General features: G+C 40.7%; 20 protein-coding genes and 1 tRNA gene. 14 read left to right on the plus strand and 7 right to left on the minus strand.

The features are described 5' to 3' along the window. Nucleotides 1-53 precede the first annotated feature (53 nt). Complete coding sequence (galE, locus tag CH377_RS11410; protein WP_100723932.1) at nucleotides 54-1025, plus strand: UDP-glucose 4-epimerase GalE; 972 nt, start codon at nucleotides 54-56, stop codon at nucleotides 1023-1025. 57 nt (nucleotides 1026-1082) lie between these two features. Here the strand turns inward: galE and CH377_RS11415 are convergent, their stop codons facing one another. Both CH377_RS11415 and fbp read right to left on the minus strand, forming a co-directional pair. Further along, nucleotides 1083-2735, minus strand: a complete 1653-nt coding sequence (locus CH377_RS11415) for a thiol-activated cytolysin family protein (protein WP_100723933.1) — start codon at nucleotides 2733-2735, stop codon at nucleotides 1083-1085. Nucleotides 2736-3051: 316 nt separating this feature from the next. Further along, the gene (gene fbp / locus CH377_RS11420; RefSeq protein ID WP_100723934.1) at nucleotides 3052-4074 is read right to left on the minus strand and encodes a class 1 fructose-bisphosphatase; all 1023 of its coding nucleotides are present in this window, start codon (nucleotides 4072-4074) and stop codon (nucleotides 3052-3054) included. Between the two features lie 117 nt (nucleotides 4075-4191). Here fbp and CH377_RS11425 point away from each other — a divergent pair, with 117 nt between their 5' ends. From CH377_RS11425 to rpoD, 7 genes are all read left to right on the plus strand, one after another. Further along, on the plus strand, nucleotides 4192-4614 hold the full coding sequence (locus CH377_RS11425) for a hypothetical protein (protein WP_100724050.1): 423 nt from the start codon (nucleotides 4192-4194) through the stop codon (nucleotides 4612-4614). Nucleotides 4615-4676: 62 nt separating this feature from the next. Continuing rightward, nucleotides 4677-4892, plus strand: a complete 216-nt coding sequence (locus tag CH377_RS11430) for a hypothetical protein (RefSeq protein ID WP_086449339.1) — start codon at nucleotides 4677-4679, stop codon at nucleotides 4890-4892. A gap of 68 nt (nucleotides 4893-4960) precedes the next feature. Then, a complete protein-coding gene (locus CH377_RS11435) occupies nucleotides 4961-5425 on the plus strand; it encodes a hypothetical protein (protein ID WP_100723935.1) in 465 nt (154 codons plus the stop codon). Between the two features lie 201 nt (nucleotides 5426-5626). Next, nucleotides 5627-5836 (plus strand): 30S ribosomal protein S21, encoded by a 210-nt coding sequence (rpsU, locus tag CH377_RS11440; protein ID WP_008591132.1) that lies wholly within the window; start codon nucleotides 5627-5629, stop codon nucleotides 5834-5836. A 38-nt stretch (nucleotides 5837-5874) separates the two neighbouring features. Continuing rightward, nucleotides 5875-6324: a GatB/YqeY domain-containing protein gene (locus tag CH377_RS11445; RefSeq protein WP_100723936.1), complete on the plus strand. Its 450-nt coding sequence runs from the start codon at nucleotides 5875-5877 to the stop codon at nucleotides 6322-6324. Between the two features lie 11 nt (nucleotides 6325-6335). After that, entirely contained in the window at nucleotides 6336-8126 is a 1791-nt protein-coding gene (gene dnaG / locus CH377_RS11450) for a DNA primase (protein ID WP_100723937.1), read from the plus strand. Nucleotides 8127-8141: 15 nt separating this feature from the next. Continuing rightward, nucleotides 8142-9908, plus strand: a complete 1767-nt coding sequence (gene rpoD / locus CH377_RS11455) for an RNA polymerase sigma factor RpoD (protein WP_086448759.1) — start codon at nucleotides 8142-8144, stop codon at nucleotides 9906-9908. Between the two features lie 102 nt (nucleotides 9909-10010). Here rpoD and CH377_RS11460 read toward each other — a convergent pair whose 3' ends face one another. Beyond that, entirely contained in the window at nucleotides 10011-11624 is a 1614-nt protein-coding gene (locus tag CH377_RS11460) for a glycerol-3-phosphate dehydrogenase/oxidase (protein ID WP_100723938.1), read from the minus strand. A 62-nt stretch (nucleotides 11625-11686) separates the two neighbouring features. Between CH377_RS11460 and tyrS the strand changes: the two genes are divergently transcribed. Together tyrS and CH377_RS11470 are read left to right on the plus strand one after the other, a co-directional pair. After that, nucleotides 11687-12904: a tyrosine--tRNA ligase gene (gene tyrS, locus CH377_RS11465; RefSeq protein ID WP_100723939.1), complete on the plus strand. Its 1218-nt coding sequence runs from the start codon at nucleotides 11687-11689 to the stop codon at nucleotides 12902-12904. Nucleotides 12905-12917: 13 nt separating this feature from the next. Beyond that, entirely contained in the window at nucleotides 12918-14117 is a 1200-nt protein-coding gene (locus tag CH377_RS11470; RefSeq protein WP_100723940.1) for a polysaccharide deacetylase family protein, read from the plus strand. A 24-nt stretch (nucleotides 14118-14141) separates the two neighbouring features. On the opposite strand, the gene CH377_RS11475 is transcribed toward CH377_RS11470, so the two are convergent. The 4 genes from CH377_RS11475 to CH377_RS11490 all read right to left on the minus strand — a co-directional run bounded on the left by CH377_RS11475 (nucleotide 14142) and on the right by CH377_RS11490 (nucleotide 18906). Beyond that, nucleotides 14142-17519 carry an efflux RND transporter permease subunit gene (locus CH377_RS11475; RefSeq protein WP_100723941.1) on the minus strand — a complete coding sequence of 1126 codons (3378 nt, stop codon included), beginning with the start codon at nucleotides 17517-17519 and terminating at the stop codon, nucleotides 14142-14144. Nucleotides 17520-17557: 38 nt separating this feature from the next. After that, complete coding sequence (gene def, locus CH377_RS11480) at nucleotides 17558-18088, minus strand: peptide deformylase (RefSeq protein ID WP_086448754.1); 531 nt, start codon at nucleotides 18086-18088, stop codon at nucleotides 17558-17560. Between the two features lie 3 nt (nucleotides 18089-18091). Further along, the gene (locus CH377_RS11485) at nucleotides 18092-18778 is read right to left on the minus strand and encodes a hypothetical protein (protein ID WP_100723942.1); all 687 of its coding nucleotides are present in this window, start codon (nucleotides 18776-18778) and stop codon (nucleotides 18092-18094) included. Between the two features lie 52 nt (nucleotides 18779-18830). Beyond that, nucleotides 18831-18906: transfer RNA gene (locus tag CH377_RS11490), tRNA-Ala, on the minus strand. 62 nt (nucleotides 18907-18968) lie between these two features. Between CH377_RS11490 and CH377_RS11495 the strand changes: the two genes are divergently transcribed. The 4 genes from CH377_RS11495 to CH377_RS11510 all read left to right on the plus strand — a co-directional run bounded on the left by CH377_RS11495 (nucleotide 18969) and on the right by CH377_RS11510 (nucleotide 24114). Further along, nucleotides 18969-19274: a hypothetical protein gene (locus tag CH377_RS11495; RefSeq protein ID WP_086448752.1), complete on the plus strand. Its 306-nt coding sequence runs from the start codon at nucleotides 18969-18971 to the stop codon at nucleotides 19272-19274. 9 nt (nucleotides 19275-19283) lie between these two features. After that, nucleotides 19284-22052: a SpoIIE family protein phosphatase gene (locus tag CH377_RS11500; RefSeq protein ID WP_100723943.1), complete on the plus strand. Its 2769-nt coding sequence runs from the start codon at nucleotides 19284-19286 to the stop codon at nucleotides 22050-22052. Between the two features lie 14 nt (nucleotides 22053-22066). Next, a complete protein-coding gene (locus CH377_RS11505; protein WP_086448750.1) occupies nucleotides 22067-22396 on the plus strand; it encodes an STAS domain-containing protein in 330 nt (109 codons plus the stop codon). Nucleotides 22397-22461: 65 nt separating this feature from the next. Further along, complete coding sequence (locus CH377_RS11510; protein WP_100723944.1) at nucleotides 22462-24114, plus strand: acyl-CoA carboxylase subunit beta; 1653 nt, start codon at nucleotides 22462-22464, stop codon at nucleotides 24112-24114. The last annotated feature ends 6 nt before the right edge of the window (nucleotides 24115-24120 follow it).

The following is a 24120-nucleotide window of genomic DNA, read 5'->3' on the forward strand; positions in this document are numbered from 1 at the left end:
ATTCAAATTCCCTTTTACAATTTCGATCCTCCTGAAATACATGTAAAAGCTTTATGAAAAAAATACTGATCACCGGTGGAGCTGGATATATCGGCTCCCATATGAATAAATATCTCCATAAATTAGGCTTGGAAACTGTTGTATTCGATAACCTTTCTAACGGTCATGAGAAAGCAGTTAAATGGGGGAAGTTTTTTAAAGGAGATCTATTAAATAAAGCGGACCTGGATCGTGTATTTTCAGAACACGAATTCGAAGCAGTCATTCATTTTGCAGCATTAGCATATGTGGGAGAATCGGTTACTGATCCCCAAAAATATTACATTAATAATGTGATGGGAACTCTCCAACTTTTGGAAGCGATGAGAAATCATGGGGTTAACTACTTCATATTCTCTTCTACCTGTGCTACTTATGGCGCGGTTACTGAAGTTCCGATTTTAGAAACGACTCCCCAAGATCCGATCAATCCCTATGGTCAATCCAAACTGATGATCGAAAAAATTTTAACGGACTATTCTCACGCATATGATCTAAAATTTGTAGCACTTCGTTACTTTAATGCTTCCGGTTCCGATCTGGATATTGGAGAAGAGCATGATCCTGAAACCCATTTACTTCCTATCGTGATCGAAAAAGCATTAGGAAGAAGGGATTCACTTACAGTGAACGGAAATGATTATGATACTCCGGATGGGACAGCAGTCCGAGATTATATCCATGTGATGGATTTAGCTCAGGCTCATCATCTAGGATTGGAATATCTGAAAAAAGGTGGAGTTTCTGACTTCTTTAATTTAGGCACGGGACAAGGATTTTCTATTTTAGAAATTATTAAAACCGTGGAGAAGGTCTCCGGAGTTCAAATCCCTTACAAGATCGGCCACAGAAGAGAAGGAGATCCTGCTAAATTGATTGCGGATAATACTAAAGCCAAAAAGGTTTTAGGTTGGGATCCTAAATTTGCAAAGATAGAAGATATAGTAACAAGCGCCTGGGAATTTCACAAAAATCATACTCATTAAAAAGAAAAGGCTTCTTCCCCGCGCAGAGAAGAAGCCTGAAAGATCGGTTAATAGTGATTACATTTCTGCTGTTTCGTTCTCTTCTATAATGGACCAAGCACCGGTAATCTTGTTCAACTTGTATTTATAAGTTAACTGCTTTCCGCAAGTACTGATACTTCTGCTTAGATTACGGGTTCTTAATACTGTTCCATTCAATTTTAGTTCTATATCCAAAGCGGTTCCGAAACAATTCGAGTTATACAATTCCACAGTGAATTCATGCTCGGAGCCGACACTCATCGCATTATTCAAATTGATCTCCGGTCCAGTATAAACATCCGCTTCCGGATTTGTGGAAAAGAACTCTTGTCCGTCCATTAGGAAACGAACCTTATCATCCACTTTCCCAAGTTTTGCAGTGAATACCTGAGGATTTTCGGAATAAGTTGCCTCACAATCCCTTTGGTCGTACACTGTGGTGTAACTCATCTTAGCTACAGATCTGTCTTTCAGATAGTTTAAAGTATAGGCGATTGGAACTCCAGGGTTAGCTGCTGAATAATTTGCAGCCTCCGGATTTGCTAAGAAATTTCGGATCGCTTGGTACATACTTCCTGGAGTCGCGGAGTCAGCTGCGCTGATCGGAGCTAAAGCTAAACCTGCATTTCCACCTCTTACGAAGTAGGCAATTCTGGTTCTGTCTAAGACCTGCTCGTGAGTTACTGAAACCTCGCCACCGATCGGAGGAACAGGAGAAACCGCGGAAAGAATTCCTGGATCCCAAGCGACTTCCAATGCTGTTTTAACTTGGAGAGCTGTGTATTCAGATTCCAAAAGGAAATAGACCGCTCTTCCGTAAGATACTTTAGAAACATATAATGGTGGATTATTTGCCTCAATTTGTCCTTCAGGATCTTGGAAATTGGCTCCATCTCTGAAAACTGAAGTAGAAAGTGTAGGATCTTCGAAGTTTACGTCATAGAATTTCTGAGTGAACTTCATCAAAATATAGTTCTTTTTACCCAAATTATCTATTCCGAGGCTGACTTTCAGACCAACATCAGAGAAACGAGCATCCAATCCAAGATTGAATAAAAGATGATTTTCATTATAAACTTGCTCAACGCTGAAAGAAGCATCCGCTGCAGTTCCTACCACATCTGTAGATAGAATATCTTGGATCCCTTGTTGGATATTAGATGCGCTAACCTGAGGCAATTCCTTAGAGTAGATCGCATTTGGAGAAAGTTTTAAACCAGTAAGGAAAATTTTTCCACCTGATCTTGGAATGGTAACCGGAGTATAACCTCCTGCTTCCAAAAACTTACCTTGCAATACTGCACCTGGATAAATCACCTCTGAGCCTTGGTTCAGAATTGCTCTATCAACAAGACTTCTAATTTCGGAAGCCCCCCACTTGGTAGTAGTACAAGCATAATGGCCATTCTTAGAATCCGGAACCGGGATACCCGCTGGAAAAGGAGTGATCGCTTCTTTGCTAGAAGATGAAAGGGCCTTTCCGTAAGAAGGTTCTGTATATAAATCGCCTGCACTTGCAATTTTAGCCGCTCCTGGGCCTGTTTCTTCTATATGTTTAGAAGTGCCGGAACCTGCTAAAAAGCCTAATAAACCGCTTAAGTTGGATTGATTCGGGGAACAACTCGCTAAGTATCCTGCGGTTAAAACCACAGCTACAGAAGGTTTGATCCAATTTTTCACTATCTTCATTCTTTCAAAATACCTTGTTTTATATTTCAATGCCTGCAGATTATCTGCCCAAATTATTGTAGCAAGCGCTAAAATAAAATTATGATATTTTTATTTATTATTAAAACATAATATATAAGAAGAATGAAAAGCGATATGTAAGTCTTCTTGGTGCAAAGTAAGAGATGGCTAAAAATATAAGTAGGATTTAATTACTTATTTTTGAAGGGTTTTTGAGGGAAAATTTAAAAGAGAAGAGGAGCGGAAAGAAGGAGAAGGTTAGTGAATTGCGGACCTTCTGCCTGCGAAGCAGATAAAGAAAGCCCGCGAAAGTATATTATTTTTTTATAAAGGTAAGGAAATGTTCTACTTCTTTTTTAGAACCAACTACGAATGTGGTTCTTTCATGCAGCTCTTCTGGCTGAAGATCCAGAATCCTTTTGCCTTCTACAGTTACTGCCATTCCACCAGCTTGCTCAGCGATCAACGCCATAGGTGCAACTTCGTATAAAAGTCTAAGTTTACCTTTTGGATATTTAGATGATTTCGTATCATTTGGGTATAGGAAGATCCCGCCTTTTAAAAGGTTTCTGTGGAAGTCTGCAACAAGGGAACCAATATAACGCAGAGACTGAGGTTTGCGCCCGCCTTCGATTGACTTAATGTTTCGGATATAATTTTTCACTTCGTCCGACCAATAGTCATAGTTACCTTCGTTAATGGAATAGATCCCGCCAGACTCAGGCATTTTCATTTCCGGGTGAGATAGGATAAATTCCCCACAAGAAGGATCTAATGTAAAACCGGAGACTCCCTTTCCAACACAAAGAACAAGCATGGTAGAAGATCCGTAAACGATATATCCTGCAGCTCTTTGTTTAGATCCTTTTTGCAAAAGATCTTCTTTGGTTCCAGGAGTTCCTTGAGGAGAAATTCTCAAATGAACTGAAAAAATAGTACCGATAGAAACGTTTGCATCAATATTAGAAGAACCATCCAAAGGATCTATAGCGATCGTATATTTTCCGATCTTATAACCTGTAGGAATAGTGATAATGTCTTCCTGCTCTTCACTTCCCATCACGCATAAGTGTCCGCAACGAGTGAGAGTGTGAGTAAAAATTTTGTCCGCGTATTCGTCCAGTTTCATTACTGTTTCGCCCTGGACGTTAGTTTGGTCAGTTGCTCCTAAGATGTTTTCTAAAAGACCGGCTTTTCTTACTTCTCTAGAAACAACTTTTGCAGCGTATACGAGATGGCTCATGAGTGCAGTAAAATCCCCTGTTGCTTGGGGAAGTTTGAGTTGTTCCTCGATCAAATATTGGGAAAGACTCATTAATTGGGTAGGGTGGGCGCTCACAGCGGTTTCTCCTTTTTGCTTTTTAGCTCTACCGGATATAAAATCGCTCCTGGGCAGGTTGACAAGCCTGAAAAAAGCGGTTTTTAGATGGGTATCAGGTCGATATTTCTAATAGAGATGGAAACAACGGATCAAAAGCAGCCTATCCCGGACGTGTTCGAAGAATTTACGAACCAGTTCTTGCGTGATGTTAAAAATTCACTCAGCACAGAAATGGTTTTAACCCATTTTTATTTCCAAGATCTTTCCCAGTATTTCAAATTATTGGGAGAACAAAAATCAGGGGAAATTGTAGAAGAATTAAAATCAGTTATCCAGGCCCATCTTCGCCCTTACGATAAATTGTATGTTTTAAATTCCAGGTCCTTTTTAACATTTTGTCCGGATTGTAGATTGGATATTGTAAAAAGTAGATTCGACGAAGTGATCTTCCAAGTCAATCATCTGATCATTGACTATGAGATCCGCTTTTTAGAGATCACTGAACCTTTAGATTCCTTCCAGCCGGTTTACGAAAAACTTCTTAAAGCCCATTTCTAAAAAAAAACTCTATCGAGAAAATGAACGGTTGTACCGTAAATTGAAACGTATTGGGGGAGAAGATGAAAGACAGGGCAAAACAATTTAAGGCAACCTTGGAACGTTATATCAATTACCGTGGAATAGATATCATTCTCACCCTAAAAGATGGAACCGTGATTGAGCTGGACAAAAATAGAAAAATGAACGGCGACGTGGTGATCAAAAACGGTGATTTCGGAATAGAAGCAGAAATTGAAATTTCTTCCATCCAAAAAGCGGATTTTTTTGCCGCTTAAAACACTCTTTAGTTCTTGTCCGACTTAATTTTTTAGACTACAATTCTCCTCCGCGAGCTGGAGGAATTATGGAAGCAATAGGATTGGTCTTCATGGCCGGTTTTGTCGGAACCATTTGTATGTCTCTTTCCATGTGGTCGATTCACTATGCAGGATCTGTAAATGCAGATATGATCCGAGCCGTAGGAAGTTTTTTCACAAAGGATATGAGTAGGGCTTTGGTCCCGGGGATAATCACTCATATTATCGTAGGGATTATATTTGCATTTCCGTATGCGTTCCTAATCAGCCTGGCTCCTCATATTTTGATCGCTTCTATTGTAACAGGCGGGGCAGTGGGATTCTTCCATGGATATTTGGTAGGTTTCCTTCTGGTGGTATTAGTAGCGAGAAATCACCCGATGGAACAGTTTAGAGAAGCCGGGATCAGCGTTGCAGCTGCCCATGTTTTCGGGCATTTGATTTATGGAGTGGGAATCGGAGTCATACTTGGTCTATACGGGTATAACTGGACCTCCATTTTGACCATGTAAGGTCATTTTGGGGTTTTCCAAGTTTAGAGACTGAAAACTGGCCAAATGACCTTGACTTCCAACCCGGTCAACAGAAATTAGTAAATACGGGGTACTTTGTCCCCAGACTCCGGACCTCTGATCTTTTCAGTGGTCGGTATCGTTTTTTTGCGATATTGTTTATCCGGTCCTAAAACAATCCAAACAGGAGAACTCCACCGAATGGTAGGAATCATTGTAAAGGAAGGCGAGTCCATCGAATCCGCTCTCAAACGTTTTAAGAGAGATTGCGCTAACGCCGGAATCATGAGCGAGATCAAAAGACGTGAATTCTACGAAAAGCCAAGCATCAAAAAGAAAAAGGCTTTAGAATCCGCAAAACGTAAGTTAGAAAAGAAAAAACGTCTCTTCTCCCGTAAAGACCGCGGTTAATTCCCGGTCTTAGGTTCCTAAGAGATAGGGGAACGGGCATGTCCCTGCAATTAAAAATTAATACCGACCTGAAAGAGGCTATGAAAGCAAAACAGGAGCCTCTTCTCTCCACTTTACGCCTACTCAAGGCTGATATTCAATACGAGCTTACGAAAAACGGAGCCCAAGAATTAAGCGATGAACAAGTCATCGTTTTGATCAAACGTGGCTATGTAAAACGTACGGATGCAATTCAGATGTATGAAAAAGCAAATCGTAATGATCTCGCGGAGAAAGAAAAGGGTGAGGCTGAAGTCTTAAAATCATATCTTCCACCTGATGTGCCTGAGGATCAAATCATCGCCGCTGTAGAAAAATTCGTCATAGAACTCGGAGCTTCCGGACCTAAAGACATCGGAAAGGTCATGGGGAAAGTTATGGCTGAGTTTAAAGGCGCGAACATAGACGGATCAAAGGTTTCTGCGATCGTAAAATCTAAACTCTCCTAAGCGGGCTTATCTTGCAGTTCCAAAGGGAATTTATCGACCGTATTCGTAGGGAAGTTCCCATCGAAAGTTTTATCAGTCGATTTGTGCCCTTACAAAAAAGAGGGAGAAACATGGTGGGCCTATGTCCATTCCACCAAGAAAAATCTCCTTCTTTTAATGTTTCCGTAGATAAACAATTCTATCATTGTTTTGGATGTAAGGCATCCGGAGATCTATTCCAATTCGTAATGAGTTACGAAAGAGTGGATTTCCAAAGAGCGAAAGAGATCCTTTCCGAATATTCAGGCATTCCGATCCAGGAAAAAGCAAAAGAAGAAGTAGAAAGAACTGAACTTCTATATAAAGTAAATAAGAAGGCCCTACTTTTCTTCCAAGAAAATTTGAGAGGGCCGCAAGGTCTTGCAGCAAGAGAATATTTGAATTCTCGGGGTCTGGGAGAAGAGATCCAAAAATCATTCCAGCTGGGATATGCCCCTGGTGGATTTAATCATTTGGCCGGAAAAGTTTTTAATACAAAAGAAGAGATCAAGGCCGCCTTAGAAGTGGGCCTAATCCGTGAATCTGAAAAAGGTAAGGAACCTTATGATTTTTTCAGAGATCGGATCATGTTCCCTGTTTTTGATCTTTCTGGCAGAGTAATCGCATTTTCAGGACGAATTTTAGGCCCGGGAAAAGAGTCTAAATACGTGAACAGTCCAGCTTCTTCCATATTTGATAAAGGAAGAACATTTTATCATCTTCACCAGGCAAAAGAATCCATCCAAAAGTCCAGGACCTCAATTTTAGTGGAGGGATATTTGGATGTGATCGGTCTCGTAGATAAGGGGCTGGAAAATACCGTTGCATGCATGGGAACCGCTGTGACCGAAAATCATATCCGGACCATGAAAAAATTCTCCGACAAATTCCTTCTGGTTTTGGACGGAGATTCTGCAGGTAGAAAAGGTGCGCTTCATGCAGCGGAACTTTGCCTGAAAGAAGGCTTGGATTGTTTTGTTATATTATTGCCGGAAGGAAAGGATCCTTTCGATCTTTCCAAGGAATTGAATCGCCAAGAATTGCATAAACTTTTGGAAAATCAGATCCCAGCTTCCTCCTTCGTGGTTGAGGAACTTTTAGATAAGGCGGATTCTCGAGCTCTTCCTGAAAAGAAAAGAAGAGCTTTGGACAATCTATACCAATTCCTGAAAGGGTTTAATCGAGACTCCGATAAGGAGTTTTTTCTGGGTTTAGGGGCAAGAAGGCTCGGGATCAGTATGGATGCAGTTTTGCGAGATTATAAGGGTGGAGGAGCCAAGTTTGCCAACCCTAAGTCCGATAATAATAAGGATAAATCCGCCAAACGAGTATCTGGCCCGAATCCGGCTGAAAAATGCGAAAGAGAGATCATTGCCTTACTCGTGAAGGCTAATCATTTATTCCGTTTTTCCGAAGAATTATCCGGATTGGAATTCTTGGACTCTAAAAGTGCGTTTTTATGGGACTTTATATATACGAGATACGCAAGCGAAGAAGAAGTTTCTCCTGCTTCCGTTATTTCTTCAGAGATCCCAAACGAATTTAAGGAATCCATAGCTCCTTTTCTGATCTCAGAAGCGGACATGAGTCCTGAAGATTCCGTGAAGGTATTTAAAGGATTATTAAATCAACAGAAACTTTTCGTGATCGATAAGAGAATGGAAGAGTTAGATTCGGGTTCGCCTATGGATGATCCCGAACATTTTACAAAACTGGCATATTATAAGACCGAGAAAGCAAAATTATTGGAATTTATCCGTAATGAAAACTCGGGCGTAAGATAGATAGGGGACCGCAGAATGGAAAATCTACAAAGCATGCCGGAAGTGCAGAAGATCATCGCGATAGGAAAAGCAAATAGCGAAATTTCCTACGACGAGATTAATGAGATACTTCCGGATAAGATCTTAAACTCAGAGAAGATTGACGACGTATTTACTCTTCTTCATGAGATGGGAATAGAGATCGTAGAAGAATATACTCGTAAATCTTTGGAGCCGGCTACTTCCATCCTGCCTAAAGATGATCCGGCTCTTCCGGTAAAACCTGCTCGCAAAAAGAAAGAAACAGCATCTTCTGCAGGTGGTTCCGAAGACCCGATTCGTTTGTATTTAAAAGAGATCGGAAAAGTAAATCTGATCTCCGGAGAAACGGAAGTATTCCTCGCTAAAAAAATTGAGAAGGGCGAGAAGATAATCGAAGAGACTATCTTAGGTTCTTCTATCCTTAGAGCGAACTTCATCAAACTTCTTCCTAAGATCCGAAGTAAGAAGACTAAGGTGTACGATCTTGTCCGAGTAGACAAGATGTACGCGATGAACGCGGAAGAAGCGAAAAAGTTAGAAGAACTATTCTTCAAGAACATCTCCGTTATCCAAGAACAGGAAAAAGTTTTACAAGAAGCTCAATCCAGGATCCGCAAATATTCTGAGAACTCTAAAAAGTTCAAAGAGTTCAAAGAGAAAATTGATATTTCTAAAGGTATCATTGATACTGCTGTAAGGGAACTTGGAGTTTCTCAAAAAGAGATCCAGAAAATTTCCCAAAAGATCAAATCTATGGTCTTCAGGATCAAGGAGATCGATCGTCATTTCTTAAAGATCAAAGCTCAATATGGTTACGACGTAAAAGATATCAAAGCTTTCAACCGCTTCATCGAGAAAAACGAGAAGTTAGAAGATATCGAAAAGATGATGGGAGTCTCTATAGACGAGGTTCGCGAAGTCATCAAAGATATTCGTAATAATGAGCGTAAACTTCGCCGTATGGAACAAGAAGCAGGTTCTTCTGTTCAAGAGATAAAAGACTGGGGCGAAAAGATCATCAAAGGTGAGAGAGAGATCGCTCAGGCCAAAAAGGAACTTGTAAAAGCAAACTTAAGACTTGTGGTCTCCATCGCGAAACGTTATGCGAACCGAGGAATGCATTTCTTTGATTTGATCCAAGAAGGAAATATCGGTCTAATCAAGGCAGTGGATAAATTCGAGTATAAGAAAGGATATAAATTCTCCACTTATGCTACTTGGTGGATCCGTCAGGCAATTACCCGCGCAATTTCAGACCAAGCAAGAACGATCCGTGTTCCGGTTCACATGATCGAACAAGTGAACAAGGTGATCCGTGAAACTCGTCTGTTCGTTCAGGAATTTGGTCGTGATCCTTCCAACGAAGAGATTGCAGAACGTTTAGGTTGGCCTGTTCAAAAAGTAAAAGCGGTTAAAAACGTAGCAAGAGAGCCAATCTCTCTCGAGATCCCCGTAGGTTCTGAAGAAGATTCTGAACTAGGTGATTTTATCGAGGACAAGGATGTGGAATCTCCAGTAAATTCTGCAGCTTCCAGTATTTTGGCAGAACAGATCCGTCAGGTTCTTCATACTCTTCCTGCAAGGGAGCAGAAAGTGATCCGCATGCGTTTCGGCTTGGATGATGGATATCCTCAAACCCTGGAAGAGGTTGGTTATCAGTTCAAGGTAACTAGGGAAAGGATCCGTCAGATCGAAGCAAAAGCACTTCGAAGACTACGTCACCCATCTCGTTCTAAAAAACTGAGAGATTATATCGATTAAAATTTTTAGAGCGTTTCGCACAAAGGCACGAAGATCACGAAGGATTGAGCTGCGGCTCACAAAAGACTTTGTGTTCTTTGTGAGCTTCGTGTGAAGTAATTTTTACTTAGCCTTTGCTTCGTATGTTGCTTTCAGGGACTCGATGAGTTCAAGTGCCTCGGACTCTTTTTCTTTTCTGTAAGATTCTTTCCAACCTAATTGTTTAGCCAAGATCTTTGAAACTGGCGTTGCTAATTTAGCAGAAAGTTTTAGATCTAAGAATTGGATACGGAACCTTCTTGCAAGAACGTCCGTCACTGTGAGTGCAAATTCTTCTTTTGCAAACCATTCCACTTCTTCTTGGAAATATTCTATACCTTTCAAAAGCTGGGTTGGTTTTTTACCTAGGATGACAAACACTTCTCCACCATAAAAGTTCTGGAGGCGTTTTGCAGATTCTTCATTTACCTTATACATTTTCTGAATCTCTTTGTATAAGTTTGGCGAATAGCCTACTTTTCCAGGGAATGCATATTTTGCAGTTCGGCTAGATCCGAATTCTTCTAATCCGCCTTCTTTCAAAACTCTATCGATCAGGTCTTCGGACATTTTTCTGTACGTGGACCATTTTCCTCCCCCCATAGTAATAAGCCCGGAAGAGGAGACTAAGATCACTTCTTCTCTCGAAATGCTCTTTGTATCTTGGTTTCCTTCTGGCGAGATAAGAGGTCTGATCCCGGAAAATACTGAGATTATATCTTTTCTTTGGAGTGGTGAGGCTAAATAATCGGATCCCGTCTGAAGTAGGAATTCTACCTCTGACTCCAAAGGAAGCGGATCTTGACTGACTTCATGAATTGGAGTATCTGTAGTTCCTAGGATCACATGGTCTTCCCAAGGAATGATAAAGACTACTCGTCCGTCTTTTGTTTTAGGAATGATAAGGGCTGTATTGCAAGGAATGGTCTCTTTTTTGAAAACTAAATGGATACCTTGACTTGGAGAAAGCACACGATAGGTTCTTGGATCATCCTTTAAACGAATATCGTCCACCCAAGGCCCGGTTGCATTTACCACAACTTTTGCTTTTACATTATAAGTTTCCCCGCTTAAGAGATCCTTTACTTTTCCGCCTACAATTTTGCCGTCCTTCTTCTGGAAGGATAAAAGTTCTGTTTGGTTCAGTACTAAAGCGCCTTCTTTAGAAGCGGCACGTGCTATGTTTACATTCAGTCTTGCATCGTTAAACTGAGAATCGTAATATAAAATTCCGCCTGTTAAGCCCTTGGTTTGGAGAGCAGGAAAATCCTTTTCTACTTCTTCCTTAGAAACTCTTTTATGAGAAGGTAGATTTCCTTTCCAAGCCAGAATATCGTACATTGTCATTCCAATACTGTAATACGGTTTTTCGTACAGTTTGTATGTGGGGAGAATGAATGGAAGCGGTTTGACCAAGTGAGGTGCATTGTCCAAAAGTCTTTGTCTTTCGGTGAGTGCCTCGTGTATGAGTTTGAAATGAAATTGGGCGAGGTAACGAACCCCTCCGTGTATTAATTTTGTGGAACGAGAAGATGTTCCGGAGGCAAAATCCGATTTTTCCAAGAGTGCCACTTTCAGTCCTCTGAGGCTCGCGTCCAATGCGGCCCCGGCTCCAGTGGCTCCGCCCCCCAAAATCAGGAGGTCGAATTGTTCTTCTTTTAATTTTTCAAACCGGCTTTTGCGATCGTGTTTTTGCATGTACAAGGTCTTCCTGCTTTACAGGCTGATTTCGGTGGGTGAAATTGCAATAAAAGAGCCAAATGGAACCTAAAAAACAAATCGAATTGATACGACGCGGGACAGTCGACCTGATCAGTGAAGAGGAACTTACCTCAAAACTTACTAAAAAAAAGTCCTTAAAAATCAAAGCCGGTTTCGACCCGACAGCTCCAGACCTGCACTTGGGGCATTTCGTTTTACTTAGAAAATTGAGGCATTTCCAGGAACTGGGTCACGAGGTGAATTTTCTTCTAGGGGATTTTACCGCGATGATCGGAGATCCTACAGGCAAATCCGAAACCAGAAAAAGACTCTCTAAAGAAGAAGTGCTGAAAAACTCGGAAACTTACCAAAGCCAAGTTTTCAAGGTTTTAGATAAAGAGAAGACCAAGATCGTTTATAATTCCCGTTGGTGTTCCGGAATGAATTTCGAAGATGTTCTGGTCCTGACTTCTAAATACAGTGTAGCACAAATTTTAGAAAGAGATGATTTCAGCAAAAGATACAAGGGCGGACAATCTATCTCTCTGATCGAGTTCCTCTATCCACTTGTACAAGGTTATGACTCGGTCGAAATGGAAGCCGATGTGGAACTTGGTGGAACGGACCAAAAATTCAACCTTCTTGTAGGGAGGGAATTACAGAGAGAGTACGGAAAAGAGGCACAATGTGTGATCACCCTTCCACTTCTTGTAGGTCTGGACGGGGTTAAAAAAATGTCCAAGTCTCTCGGAAATTACGTAGGGATTACGGAAGAACCGATCGATATGTTCGGAAAATTAATGTCCATTTCGGATGATCTGATGTGGAATTATTTCGAATTACTTACAGATCTTCCTATGGAATCCGTTTCCGAACGTAAAAAAGGTATCGAGTCCGGAGGACTTCATCCTAAAGAAGTTAAAACGGAACTTGCAAAATTAATAATGGATCAGTTTTCTTCTCCGGAAGCAAATTCGGAAGCAATTGAAGAATGGAATAAGGTCCACAATCCGAAAGCAAGGGCTATCCCTGAGAATATTCCGGAAACAAAGTTAGGCCCCGAATTTTTCCAAGAATCCGAAACTCCACAGCTGATCTGGGTTCTCGCCAAACTGGGTTTCGTTCCTTCTACCTCCGAAGCGAGAAGGTTGATCAAGTCCGGGGGGATTTATGTCGACGAAGAGAAACTTTCGGATGAAAAATTTACTGTAAGCAAAAACGCAGAATACTTGATTCGCCAAGGCAAAAAAGGAAAATTCATCCGTCTGGTCAGTTGACCGAAATCAGAACATGCTCAGCGAAGAAGAATCCACAGTACTATCTAAGACGATTAAGGAAATCCAGGACAACGAAGTAGAATCCGAAGTCCTGGAAAAGAAATTTCGTCAGATCCGGATCGGTTCTTCCGTATTCTTTTTCTTAATCCTGAGCATAACCACCGTTTTTGCTTTAGCGAGAAGATTGGATTCTCTCCAAAATACAGTCCAAAAACAGAATGAAGTCATCTCTGTTCTTTCTGAAGACATCACAAGTTTACGATTAGAAGAACAACAAAGAGAAGAGGAAGTACTCCGTTTTAAATCATCGATCTTGGATGATGTTCCTGATGGTGATTTAAGTGAAGAAGTTAATAAAAACTTAAGTTCTTTACAGGCGGTTATTCCTAAACCCGGAACAGGTAAAAACATAAGCAGGGGAAATCCTAATTTTAAGGAAATCTCCCTTACTTTCGATTTGGGGACTGGGGAAGATCTTCAAATACTTTACGAATTTATGATGCGGTTCCCGATTAAGGTAACTCTATTCGTTTCCAATGAGAATCCCGCTAAAAAAGGGGGATCTCTATTCTCCAAAACCAATTTAGTTTATCTTAAAAAACTGGCAGCTTTGGACGGTAGAGTGGTTTTTGGAAATCATACCTGGAGCCATTTCAATTTACCAAGAAGTTTAAAAGAACCTTCTCTTAGAAAAAGAGCGCTTCTAAGTTATGTGGCTGATGAGATCCCGGATTTTAATCTTCTTTTGGAAGAATTAACTTCCGTTGAGGATAAGTTTAAAACGATTACTGGGCTTACTCTTACCAAATATTATAGATTACCATATGGCGCAGTGGACCAGATCATCTTAGATGTATATGCCACACAAGGTTATGAAAATCATATTTTCTGGAGTAATAATACTGTAGGTTCTCTGGATGTACCTGACTTTGTGTATAAGAAATACATAACCAAAAAGGATTCCGCGACCGGAAAAACAAAACTAGTTCAAAATCCTCATTATAAAACGAAAGAAGAGATGTTGGACTTTTTATATCGCTGGGAAGCTGCTGACAAAAATGGGATGAACGGTGCAATTATTTTGATGCACTTGGGTTCGCCTAGACAATCCGAAAAACTTATCTATATTCTACCTGATTTTATCCAGGCGATGTTAAACAAAGGTTATAAATTCGTAACCGTTCCGGAAGTATTGAACGAAAAGCAGGATTAATTCCTACTTTTCGTTTTGATCTATTTACTTCTTCTTTTTACCTTTATTATTCGTAATAACCGGATCTGGCTCACTGGAAAATTCAGGGCTTGGGAAATAGACAGCTCCTCTATGTGATCCTTTTTTCTTGCCGAAAAACTGATCTAACCATGCCTGAAATTGTTTCGTTTTTGATGAGAACCAATTTTGGAAATTGTATAGATGAAGATAAAACACAGGTACCATCAGAAGTGTAATGATACTAGCAAATGCGAGTCCCCAACCGAATGCCAAAGCCATTGGAACTAGGAATGGATCATATCCTCCGATCCCGTATGCAGTAGGTAAAAGTCCTAAAACTGTGGTTACAGTTGTTAAGGTCACAGCTCTTAGCCTTAAGTTTCCTGTATCTATTAGGATTTCCTTAATGTTCTTATTCGGATTTTCTCTGCGAAGTGTGTTTGCGAAGTCCACAAGTACAATTGAGTCGTTTACTACAACTCCTGCAAGACCTACAATTCCAAGCATTGCCAAAAATCCGAAATATTCTCCATGACTCACAAATGCCAAGATTACTCCAATAAAGGAGAAGGGGATGGCACTTCCTATCACGAGAGGTTGCATCAAAGATCCGAATTGAGAAGCGATGATGATGTACATTATGAGTAGGGCCATTAAGAATAGAAATCCCAAGGATCCCATGGATTCCTCTGTATCTTTATTCTCTCCGCCGAAACGGACAATATAACCCGGGTACTTATCTATGATCTTTTCTTCTTCGGCTATTTTTTTAGCGAAAGCATTTGCTTCCCTGGAGTTTGCTTGTTTTCCGCCTGCTAAATTCGCGGAGACAGTTATTAAACGTTTTCCGTCCAAGTGATTGATATTAGAAACACCCGGGAGCCTTTGCATTGTTACCAGTCGAGATACTGGGATCATTTTTCCGATAGAATTCGAAACATATACATGGTTCAAACTGTCCACAGACTTTCTGTAGGATTCCGGAAAACGTACTTTTACTTCTACTTCCTCGTCCGTTCTTTTGATCTTTGTGGCAACAGTTCCTTGGAAAGCAGTATTGATTGCTTGAGCAACTCTGAATACGGAAACTCCGGCAGTGGAAGCTAATGATTCGCTTACCCTAATTCGGACCTCGTCTTTTCCTTCGTTGAAGTCGTCAGCTATATCAGTGACTCCTCTTACTCTTTCTAATACACCTTTGTATTCTGCCGCAATTTTAAGAAGAGTATCGTAACTATCTCCTCTTATCTCGATCGCAACCGGTTTTCCTACTGGAGGTCCTCCGGATACTTTTTCATATTCTAGAGCGATCAGTTTTCCTCTAAGAGATTCAAATTCTTCAGGGATCACCGTAGGCTCTGGGATATCACAAGGGTTTTTGGTTTCTTCCGCTTCTTTTTGGATCTTCTCTTCTTCAATTTTGCGAGAAGTTTCATTGAGTAACCAAAGAGTTTTTCTTCTGAGTTTTTGTATTATATCGTCTGTCTTATGACATTTTTTACGGTTCTCTTCCGCAGTTAGATAGGCCATTACCATTCCGTAATGTTTTCCTCTTTTGGTGAAAGGATCATTCGGATTAGCTTGGATGATCCCTACGCGAGTTGCATAATTTTCCAGATCTTCCCCGGGAACTTTTGCGATCTCCTTTTCGATCACCTCTAAATAACGATAGGTCTCGTTTAAGCTCGCCCCGGTTTTTGCAGTAACCTTTACGTAGAACTGATCTACTGAACCTGGAAATAATTTAAATTTAGAGAATAAAATCTGTATTATAAAACTCGCAATCAATAAAGAAACAAGCCCAATTGTCATCTTCCACGGATTATTCAATGCGAATCTAAGTGCAGGGACATACTTAGTATTCCTAAATTTAGAGAACCATCCGGACTCCTCTTTAATCTCTCCCACTTTTACTCCACCCTTATTGATATCATACAAGTGGTTTGGAAGAATAAAGAATGCTTCCGCAAGAGAAGCGCAAAGTGCGATTATCACAACAAGTGGAATACTGAATACGAACTTACCGAAAATCCCTGGCATGAATAGTAGTGGGGCGAATGCCGCGATTGTTGTAGTAACAGTAGCAGTCACTGGAGAAACTACTTCCAAGGTCCCTTTTAGAGTAGCCTCGTAAGGAGGAAGTCCTTCCTCAATATATCTATATACGTTCTCACAGATGATGATCGCATCATCCACAAGGATACCAACGACCAAGACTAGTCCGAACATAGAGATCAAATTTAAGGTCAGGCCAAATTGATCCATAATGAAGAAGGTAGCACCGAAAGACACCGGAATCCCAAGTGCGGTCATAAGGGCCACTCTCCATCCTAAAAAGAAGAATAGAGATCCAGTAACTAAGATCATCCCGAATGCAGCGTTTGAGATTAAAACGTTTAATCTACGTCTGATATATTTAGAAAGATCATTTACGAATGCGTATTGGAATTCGGGAGAACCTTTACGGAATTTTTCTACAGTGGATTTTACACTGTCCACTACCTTGATTGCATCTGCACTTTGTCTTTTTAGAACTGTAAGAGCTACGGTTTTGGTCCCGTTTACATTCTCAATATAATCCGCTTCTCTTAAACCTTCCGTCACCCTTGCTATGTCTTGGATACGTATCGCATTTCCGATCTCATTTCCTCTAACATGTACTTTGGAAATCTCCTCAGGAGTATCGAATTCTCCGATAGTCCTAAGAATAATCTCCTTATCCAGACCAGTGATATTTCCACCGGGAACATTTACGTTGCGATTTCTTAATGCACCTATTACATCTTGGCCAGTGAGATAAAAACCGAATAAACTATTTGGAAGAATATCCACTTGCATCTCGGTTTCTCTCCAACCCCTACGAGAAACCTTAGCAACTCCCGAAATATCTAAAAGTGCTTGTTCTACTATTTTTGCTTGAGCACGTAACTTCTTCTCTGCCTCGACAGATCCATCATCATCTTTTAATGTGATAGAAACCTCGATCACCGGAGTCCTTGCAGTTGTGATCTCTGTTACAATAGGATCTTCTACTTCTTCAGGAAGATCTTCTACCCGGTCTATGGCGGATTTAATATCGTCCACCACCTTTTGAGTATCCTTAGTATCTGGATCCAAAGTGATCACGATTCCGGATCTACCTTCGATAGAAGCGGATCTATATTCTTTAATCCCATCCACTTCTTTGATCGCTTTTTCCAAAGGATTTGTGACTAACTTTTCCACCTCTTGGGGAGAAGCACCCAGATACAAAGTAGAGATAGAAACTATATCAAAGTTGATATTCGGGAACGCTTCTCTATTCATTTTAACGGCAAGAAAACTTCCGGAAAGAATGATTAGAACGGTGAGTAAATTTACGAAGATACTTTTCGAAAGGAAATATTCGATGATACTTTTCATAGGTGTATTCTGCTTAAAAGGTTAGGGGAGAAGATTTTTTAGTCCAGGATTGGACCGCTTAGTTCCATGGAATCATTGAACCCGAACATTTTTGTACTCTTTAATCTATCTACGTACAAAACTCCGTGTAGGTGATCGCATTCATGTTGGTATACGATTGCGGAATATCCCTCGATGGTTTCGTCGTGGGTATTTCCTTTTTCATCCATCCATTTCAATTGGATCTTATTAGGTCTTTCTACATAACCTCTCATGCCGGGAACAGAAAGACATCCTTCCCAGTTACCGTCTACTGAATCAGTGATCGGTTTGATCTCTGGATTGATCAGTATCCTTTCCGGAACTCTGGATGGACTATCATCTTCGGGATCGGAGCCTACTACCACGATCTTCTTCATGATACCGATCTGAGGAGCAGCAAGGCCAACTCCATCTGCATGTCTCATTGTATCGAACATGTCCCGGATCAACTTTTTGAACTCTTTGGTCCCCAGCTCGTCCGGATGAACATCGTCGCTGGTCTTTCTTAGAAGTGGATCACCGATTTTGAGAATTTTACGTACTGACATTTTTCAGAACCTTGTCCTAGAGCTATCCTTCACCGGTTTTTGCCCACCAGATTTTAAGAATGGTTCTAGGATTTTAGACAGCATTCCAGTGGTCGGTTCTGAAAATCTTGGATTTTGAGCTTCCCATCTAAACACTGAAGTTCCAACGGAAATGTTTTGTAATATTTCGGCTTGGCTTTCCAAAGGTCCGATTGTTCTAGGAAGAAGGATACCAACAGGACATTTTGCTTTTTGGGAGTATAGGTCATCCTTTTCCAATCCGTTCCAAAGCTTTTCTAAACCGAATGGGTCCAAAAAGAACTTAGGGATCTGTGTTAAATTCCGTAAAAACCAATCCGTTTTTTCTAAAATCGAAGCTGAATAGCCGGATACCGGAAGAGGGTTCGGGAAGATCAGAAATGCAGAAAGTATTTTTTCATTCGGTTGGGTAAGAAGTGGCCAGATCAATCTCGCGGAAAATCCTTCCGCAATTAGAATTTGTTTCTTCTTTCTTTTCTGTAGAAAATCCACAATATCGCTATTTGAAAATCCGGAGAATTTTTCGGGACCTTCTGCCACAGTGAGATAATAGTCAGAAGAAAGTTCCGGGCTAAAGGATCGGTCGAAAGAATGTAAGGGGTCCCGAAGCCAAAGCACCTCGTCTTTTTTGGGATTTCCCCGGCTGGTAAAAGTCCAATGATTCTCTCGCATTAGTCTTGACAGTGATTAGGAAAGGAAACTATCTATTAGGTTCGGCTGAGAGTGGTGGAGACGAGGGGAATCGAACCCCCGACCTTTTGAATGCCATTCAAATGCTCTCCCAACTGAGCTACATCCCCTTCGATTCCAAATTGGTCTCCTCGGGCATGCTGTCAATATATATTATTTTAGGAGCAATCGGATGAGCGATTCCGTCGAGGAGCTACAGAAAAAAATAAAAATCCAAAACGATATCATCAAAGGTTATGAAAAAGTTTTGAGATTGAATGAGCAGGAATTGGAAAATGCGGATGAGATCATTCGTATGTATGAGACAATCATCCAGTACTCCGGACAAGAATTAAAAGATGTTAAAGAAGCTTTTGATGCAACTTCAATCGTGACTAACTTATCCAGAGACGAATTAATTTCCGCAATGAATCGTATTAAAGAACTTGAACACGCTAATAAAAGATTAAGGGAAGAGTCCCTTAAATTCCAATCCTAATTTCCGACCTTGACCCAGATAAAAAAACAGGAGACCCTACTTAGAAGTCGAAGTGACGGTTCCTTCTTTCTAGAAGAAGGTTTAGGGGTCTCCTCTATCTTTGATAGTTTTCTGAGGGAGGCGATTGCACTCACTCATGCAGATCTAGGCGGTATATTTTCCACAACAGAGTCTGCAAATATACGACAGATCTCCGGTCGTAATGAAAAAGAACTGATCGAAGCCGCTCACTGGGCATTCTCACAATCCGGAAAAGATCTACTTTTAGAAAGAGGTAAAACACCTCCTTGGGCAAAATCACCTAGCAGTTATCCACTTTTAGTAGTTCGATTGAAAGTGGATGATCTTGATTCTAGCTTAAAAGCTAATCGAGCAAGTTATGCAGTCTTAGTTTTGCAAGGTAAAACAACCGCAGATCGTTTTTCTAAAACTGATTTCGAACTTCTTCGTACGACATGTAAAACAGTTGGAAGATTATTAAAAGAGTCGCATGTATCGGGCGATGCTTCCTTAGTCACTCTTTCCTTACTAGCTACCACTCAGTTAGTATTAGAAGCTGCTCAGGCAAAAAGACAATCAGAACGTTTCGACTTCTTACTTACGGAAGTAATACGTGTTTCTGGTCTTATCAATTCATCCTTAGATCTTTCCCAATTATTAGAAGCAATCATGCTTTCTTCTAAGACAGTATTTAGAACGGAAGCTTGTAGTGTTCTTCTTTTGGATGAATCCAAAGAGTATTTATACTTTCACACGGTCCTTGGCGAAAAGAGCGAAGCTGTTACAAAGATGCAGGTCCCCGTTGGAAAAGGTGTGGCAGGACTCGTGGTTCGAGAACGTAAACCGATGATCATCAATGATGCCCAAAATGATGATCGAGTTTATAAAGAAGTAGATAAGGCTTCTCAATTCACTACTCGAAATATTATGGCGGCTCCTTTAGTTGCAAACGACGAAGTTATCGGAGTAATTGAAGCGATCAATACTGTAGATAGAGAAAAGTTTACTGGAGAAGATCTTGAACTTTTCCTAAGCTTTTCAGGGACTTCCGCTTTAGCCATCCAAAAGACCGGGCTTCTACAAAACCTAGAGAATGCAAACAAGGATCTTCGTAAAAAGGTCTCCGAGTTAGAGTCCCTTTTTGATCTATCCCAAGCAGTTAGTCTTTCTACGAATCGATTAGGCCTAGTCAGAAAGTCTATCCGACTGATCATTAGAGAGTTGGATGCGAGTGTTGCTGGTATTTTCTTATACAGTCTATCTAAAAAAAATTTTATCAACTGCGCTTATTATGATGGAAAATCGGAAAAAATAGATAGGGTTGTAGAAGAGGAAATTTCCGGGACCCAGGTCTTATCTAGTATAAAAGAAGGTCTTCCTGTCCTAAAAAGGGATATTTTGGACCAACCGTTCCCTCATGAATTGGATAGAAGATATTTAAAAGGTTCTTATATTATCGTTCCATTATTCTTGTCTAGTGGAGAACCTTACGGGGCCTTGACTGTTGCAGATAGAAAGGATAAACTTTCTTATCAGGACTCGGACTTTCGATTATTACAGACCATGGCCTCCCAGTTTACAAAGGGCTTCGAAGCTTTCCGTTTAAGAAACGAGATGTTGGAGAAAAAAGCGATCCAACAAGAGATGGAAATTACCCGGAAGATCCAACAGAATATTCTTCCTTCTGAAAAAGTATTTCATTCTAATTTTGATCTGGGAATTCTTTCCGTTCCGGCAAAAGATGTGTCGGGGGATTTTTATGATTATTACCAGTACAGTGATGGTCAGTATTCATTTTTGATCGCGGATGTTTCCGGAAAAAGTTTGCCTGCAGCTCTTTTTATGGCGATGAGCTCTTCTATCATCAGAACTCTTGCTAGAAATCATGATCTAAGTCCGGAAGAGATTTTAAGACAAGGAAATGAGTTAATTTTCGAAGATTCTCATTTCGGAATGTTTGTCACCGCATTCTTCATCCATTATAATCCTTCTTTGTTTACGATAGAATATGCATCTGCTGGTCATAATGATCAGGTCTGGATCAAAGAAGACGGTTCTTACGAATTATTAAAAGGACAGGGACCTCCTTTGGGTGTAATCCCGACTGCAAAATACAAGGGTGGAAATTTTACAGTCAAGCCGGGAGATATTTTTGTTCTCTATACGGACGGAGCTGTAGAAGAAAAAGACGCTCAAGGAAATGAATTCGGTCTGGAAAGAATGATCGAAGAGATCAAATCCAGAAAACATCTTCCTGCCCAAAAAATTGTGGAAGAATTGTATGCCACAATTCGTGCCTTCTCCTCTGGAAAAGAACCTTTCGACGATTTCACTGTACTTCTATTGAAGTACAATAATGATTTTCAATTTTTCAGGACTTTTGACGCGAATACCGGTCAGATCCCTATCTTCCGAGAATTTATTTATGACGCGATCAAAGTTAGGAATTTGCCTGATTTCTTAAGAGATGATATTCTTTTGGCGGGGGATGAGGCGGCTACAAATATCGTAATGCACGGTTATAAGGATACTCTGCTCAGAAATCCGAAATTCGATTGTAAAATTAGGTTCACTGAAGATTCTATCACGATCGTCCTGACTGATTCCGGGAAAGGATTCGACAGAACGAATGTGAAAGACCCGTCCATAGAGGAAAACCTCACCGGAAAAAGAAAAGGCGGATTCGGTGTGTATCTGATTGAGACATTAATGGACGTGGTAGATTATAAAATGGAAGAGGGAAGAAACATACTTACCCTCCAGAAATTTTTCCGCTGAACTATGAGGGCAAAATGGAACTGACGGTAGAAATAAAAGGGAACTCTAGAGTGATCCATCTTATCGGGAATATGGACGTTCATAATACCCATAGGATCGAACAGGCGTTCATGGATCATATCCGTAAAGCCACAGAGCCCAATATCGTCTTAGATATGTCCAATGTGGAGTTCGTTTCTTCCGCAGGTTTAAGAGTTATTGTTGGTTCCTTAAGAGTTTGCAAGGAAAGAGAGATCCAACTCAAACTTGCGGCTTTAAGACCAGCAGTTCGTAAGGTTTTCGAGATCATAGATATGGATTCACTTTTTAAGATTTATGATACTGTAGATTCTAGCCTCCAATAAATCCTTTTACCAAACCACGGTTTTTGGCTTTCCTCCCTGGCCTTTCTTTAAAAACTGTGTACCGTATGTCGGAACAAGCGTACTCTATAAATAATCCGTTTCAATCTTCTGATCCATCGGAATCCCAACCCGTTTCCAGTATTTACGACGATGCCAATGCAATGGGCAAAGAGTTATTGGAAAAACCTCTGCAAGGCGGAGGAACGGATCGGATCCTAGTACAACATTCTAAAGGAAGAATGACTGTTTGGGAAAGGATCAAAGTCCTTACCGATTCAGAGCCCAATATTCTCTACCAAAACTGGGGAAAAAATTTAGATGGGGCTTCCTTAATCACAGGTATTTTAAATATTAACGGAAGGGACGTAGCAATCTACGGACATGACTTCACTCTTAGAGCGGGGTCCATGGATGCTACTAACGGAAACAAACTCGCAAGACTCATCTATATGGCGGGTGAACACGGTATTCCTCTGATCGGAATGAACGACTCAGCAGGTGCATATGTTCCTGCAGGAGTAGGTGGTTTGGACGGATACTCCGAAGCATTCACAGCGCTCAGAAAGATCAGCGGTGTTGTTCCAAGCTTAATGTTAATGTTTGGATTTAACGCGGGTGGTGGAGCTTATCTTCCAAGACAAGGTTCCTTCATGATCCAACCGGAGAATACATTCTTTGGTCTGACAGGACCCGGGGTTGTTAAATCGGTTTTAGGTGAGGACATCAGCGCTGACGATCTGGGAGGACCAAAAGTCCATGGACAAAGCGGGGTAGTTGATCTAGTTACTAATGATGAGTTAGGAGCTTTAAGAACTGCACTCAGACTTCTATCTTATCTTCCTGATAATAGTTCAAGTGCTGCTCCTTTCCATCCAACTTCAGATCCTACGGACAGATTCATTTACGAAGAAGAGATCTTATTCAAAAAGACATTCAATTCTCCTACTGGGATGAATACTCCATTCGATATCACATTATATATCCAGAATATTTGTGATCATGGTCAGTATTTCGAGATCCAACCTCAAAGATCCAGAAACTTAGTTACCGCTTTCGGTAGATTGGGCGGACATGTGGTGGGATTTGTTGCGAATAACTCTGCAGTTTCTTCCGGTCAGATAGATATCGGTGCGGCAAGAAAAGGTACAAGATTTATCCGCTTCTGTAACGTGTATAATATTCCTTTGGTATTCTTAGAAGATACTACTGGTTTCTTACCTGGAAAAGAGCAGGAACAAAACGGTATCGTTTTAGAAGGAAGAAAACTTTTAGATTCGATCATCGATATCCGCACTCCAAGATTAACCCTTATCATCAGAAACGCATTCGGCGGAGCTTACGCAAGTTTTAACTCTTACCATACCGGTGCCGACATGGTATTTGCACTTCCTACTGCAAGAATTGCAGTAATGGGACCTGCAGGTAAGGATTACGTTTACAAAGACGAGATCACCGCTATCCAAAAAGAATATAAGGAAAGTCTGAAGAATGGTGCATCTGAAAAGGATGCCGCTGCGACCAGGGATAAAAAACTTCAACTTCTCTCTCAAAAATATGAGAAAGAACTCATGAATCCTAAGGAAGCATTGTCCTTAGGTTCGGTTTCTAGGATCGTTCTTCCTGGAACCACCAGAAACATCCTGTTCAAAAATTTAGATTATTTAATCCGACACTACAAACCTGGACCAATGTCCGGACCTCAAAGGGAATTCGAGTAAACACAG

Origin of the sequence: Leptospira haakeii (assembly GCF_002812045.1) — a bacterium.
Lineage (GTDB): Bacteria > Spirochaetota > Leptospiria > Leptospirales > Leptospiraceae > Leptospira_B > Leptospira_B haakeii.

Excerpts from the sequence above, each read along its gene's own strand:
- CH377_RS11510 (WP_100723944.1), top strand. The coding sequence starts at position 22,462 with ATGTCGGAACAAGCGTACTCTATAAATAATCCGTTTCAATCTTCTGAT.
- def (WP_086448754.1), bottom strand. The coding sequence starts at position 18,088 with ATGTCAGTACGTAAAATTCTCAAAATCGGTGATCCACTTCTAAGAAAG.
- CH377_RS11495 (WP_086448752.1), top strand. The coding sequence starts at position 18,969 with ATGAGCGATTCCGTCGAGGAGCTACAGAAAAAAATAAAAATCCAAAAC.
- rpsU (WP_008591132.1), top strand. The coding sequence starts at position 5,627 with ATGGTAGGAATCATTGTAAAGGAAGGCGAGTCCATCGAATCCGCTCTC.
- CH377_RS11430 (WP_086449339.1), top strand. The coding sequence starts at position 4,677 with ATGAAAGACAGGGCAAAACAATTTAAGGCAACCTTGGAACGTTATATC.
- galE (WP_100723932.1), top strand. The coding sequence starts at position 54 with ATGAAAAAAATACTGATCACCGGTGGAGCTGGATATATCGGCTCCCAT.
- CH377_RS11425 (WP_100724050.1), top strand. The coding sequence starts at position 4,192 with ATGGAAACAACGGATCAAAAGCAGCCTATCCCGGACGTGTTCGAAGAA.
- CH377_RS11460 (WP_100723938.1), bottom strand. The coding sequence starts at position 11,624 with ATGCAAAAACACGATCGCAAAAGCCGGTTTGAAAAATTAAAAGAAGAA.
- CH377_RS11505 (WP_086448750.1), top strand. The coding sequence starts at position 22,067 with ATGGAACTGACGGTAGAAATAAAAGGGAACTCTAGAGTGATCCATCTT.
- CH377_RS11445 (WP_100723936.1), top strand. The coding sequence starts at position 5,875 with ATGTCCCTGCAATTAAAAATTAATACCGACCTGAAAGAGGCTATGAAA.
- CH377_RS11475 (WP_100723941.1), bottom strand. The coding sequence starts at position 17,519 with ATGAAAAGTATCATCGAATATTTCCTTTCGAAAAGTATCTTCGTAAAT.
- CH377_RS11470 (WP_100723940.1), top strand. The coding sequence starts at position 12,918 with ATGCTCAGCGAAGAAGAATCCACAGTACTATCTAAGACGATTAAGGAA.
- tyrS (WP_100723939.1), top strand. The coding sequence starts at position 11,687 with ATGGAACCTAAAAAACAAATCGAATTGATACGACGCGGGACAGTCGAC.
- CH377_RS11415 (WP_100723933.1), bottom strand. The coding sequence starts at position 2,735 with ATGAAGATAGTGAAAAATTGGATCAAACCTTCTGTAGCTGTGGTTTTA.
- CH377_RS11485 (WP_100723942.1), bottom strand. The coding sequence starts at position 18,778 with ATGCGAGAGAATCATTGGACTTTTACCAGCCGGGGAAATCCCAAAAAA.
- rpoD (WP_086448759.1), top strand. The coding sequence starts at position 8,142 with ATGGAAAATCTACAAAGCATGCCGGAAGTGCAGAAGATCATCGCGATA.
- CH377_RS11435 (WP_100723935.1), top strand. The coding sequence starts at position 4,961 with ATGGAAGCAATAGGATTGGTCTTCATGGCCGGTTTTGTCGGAACCATT.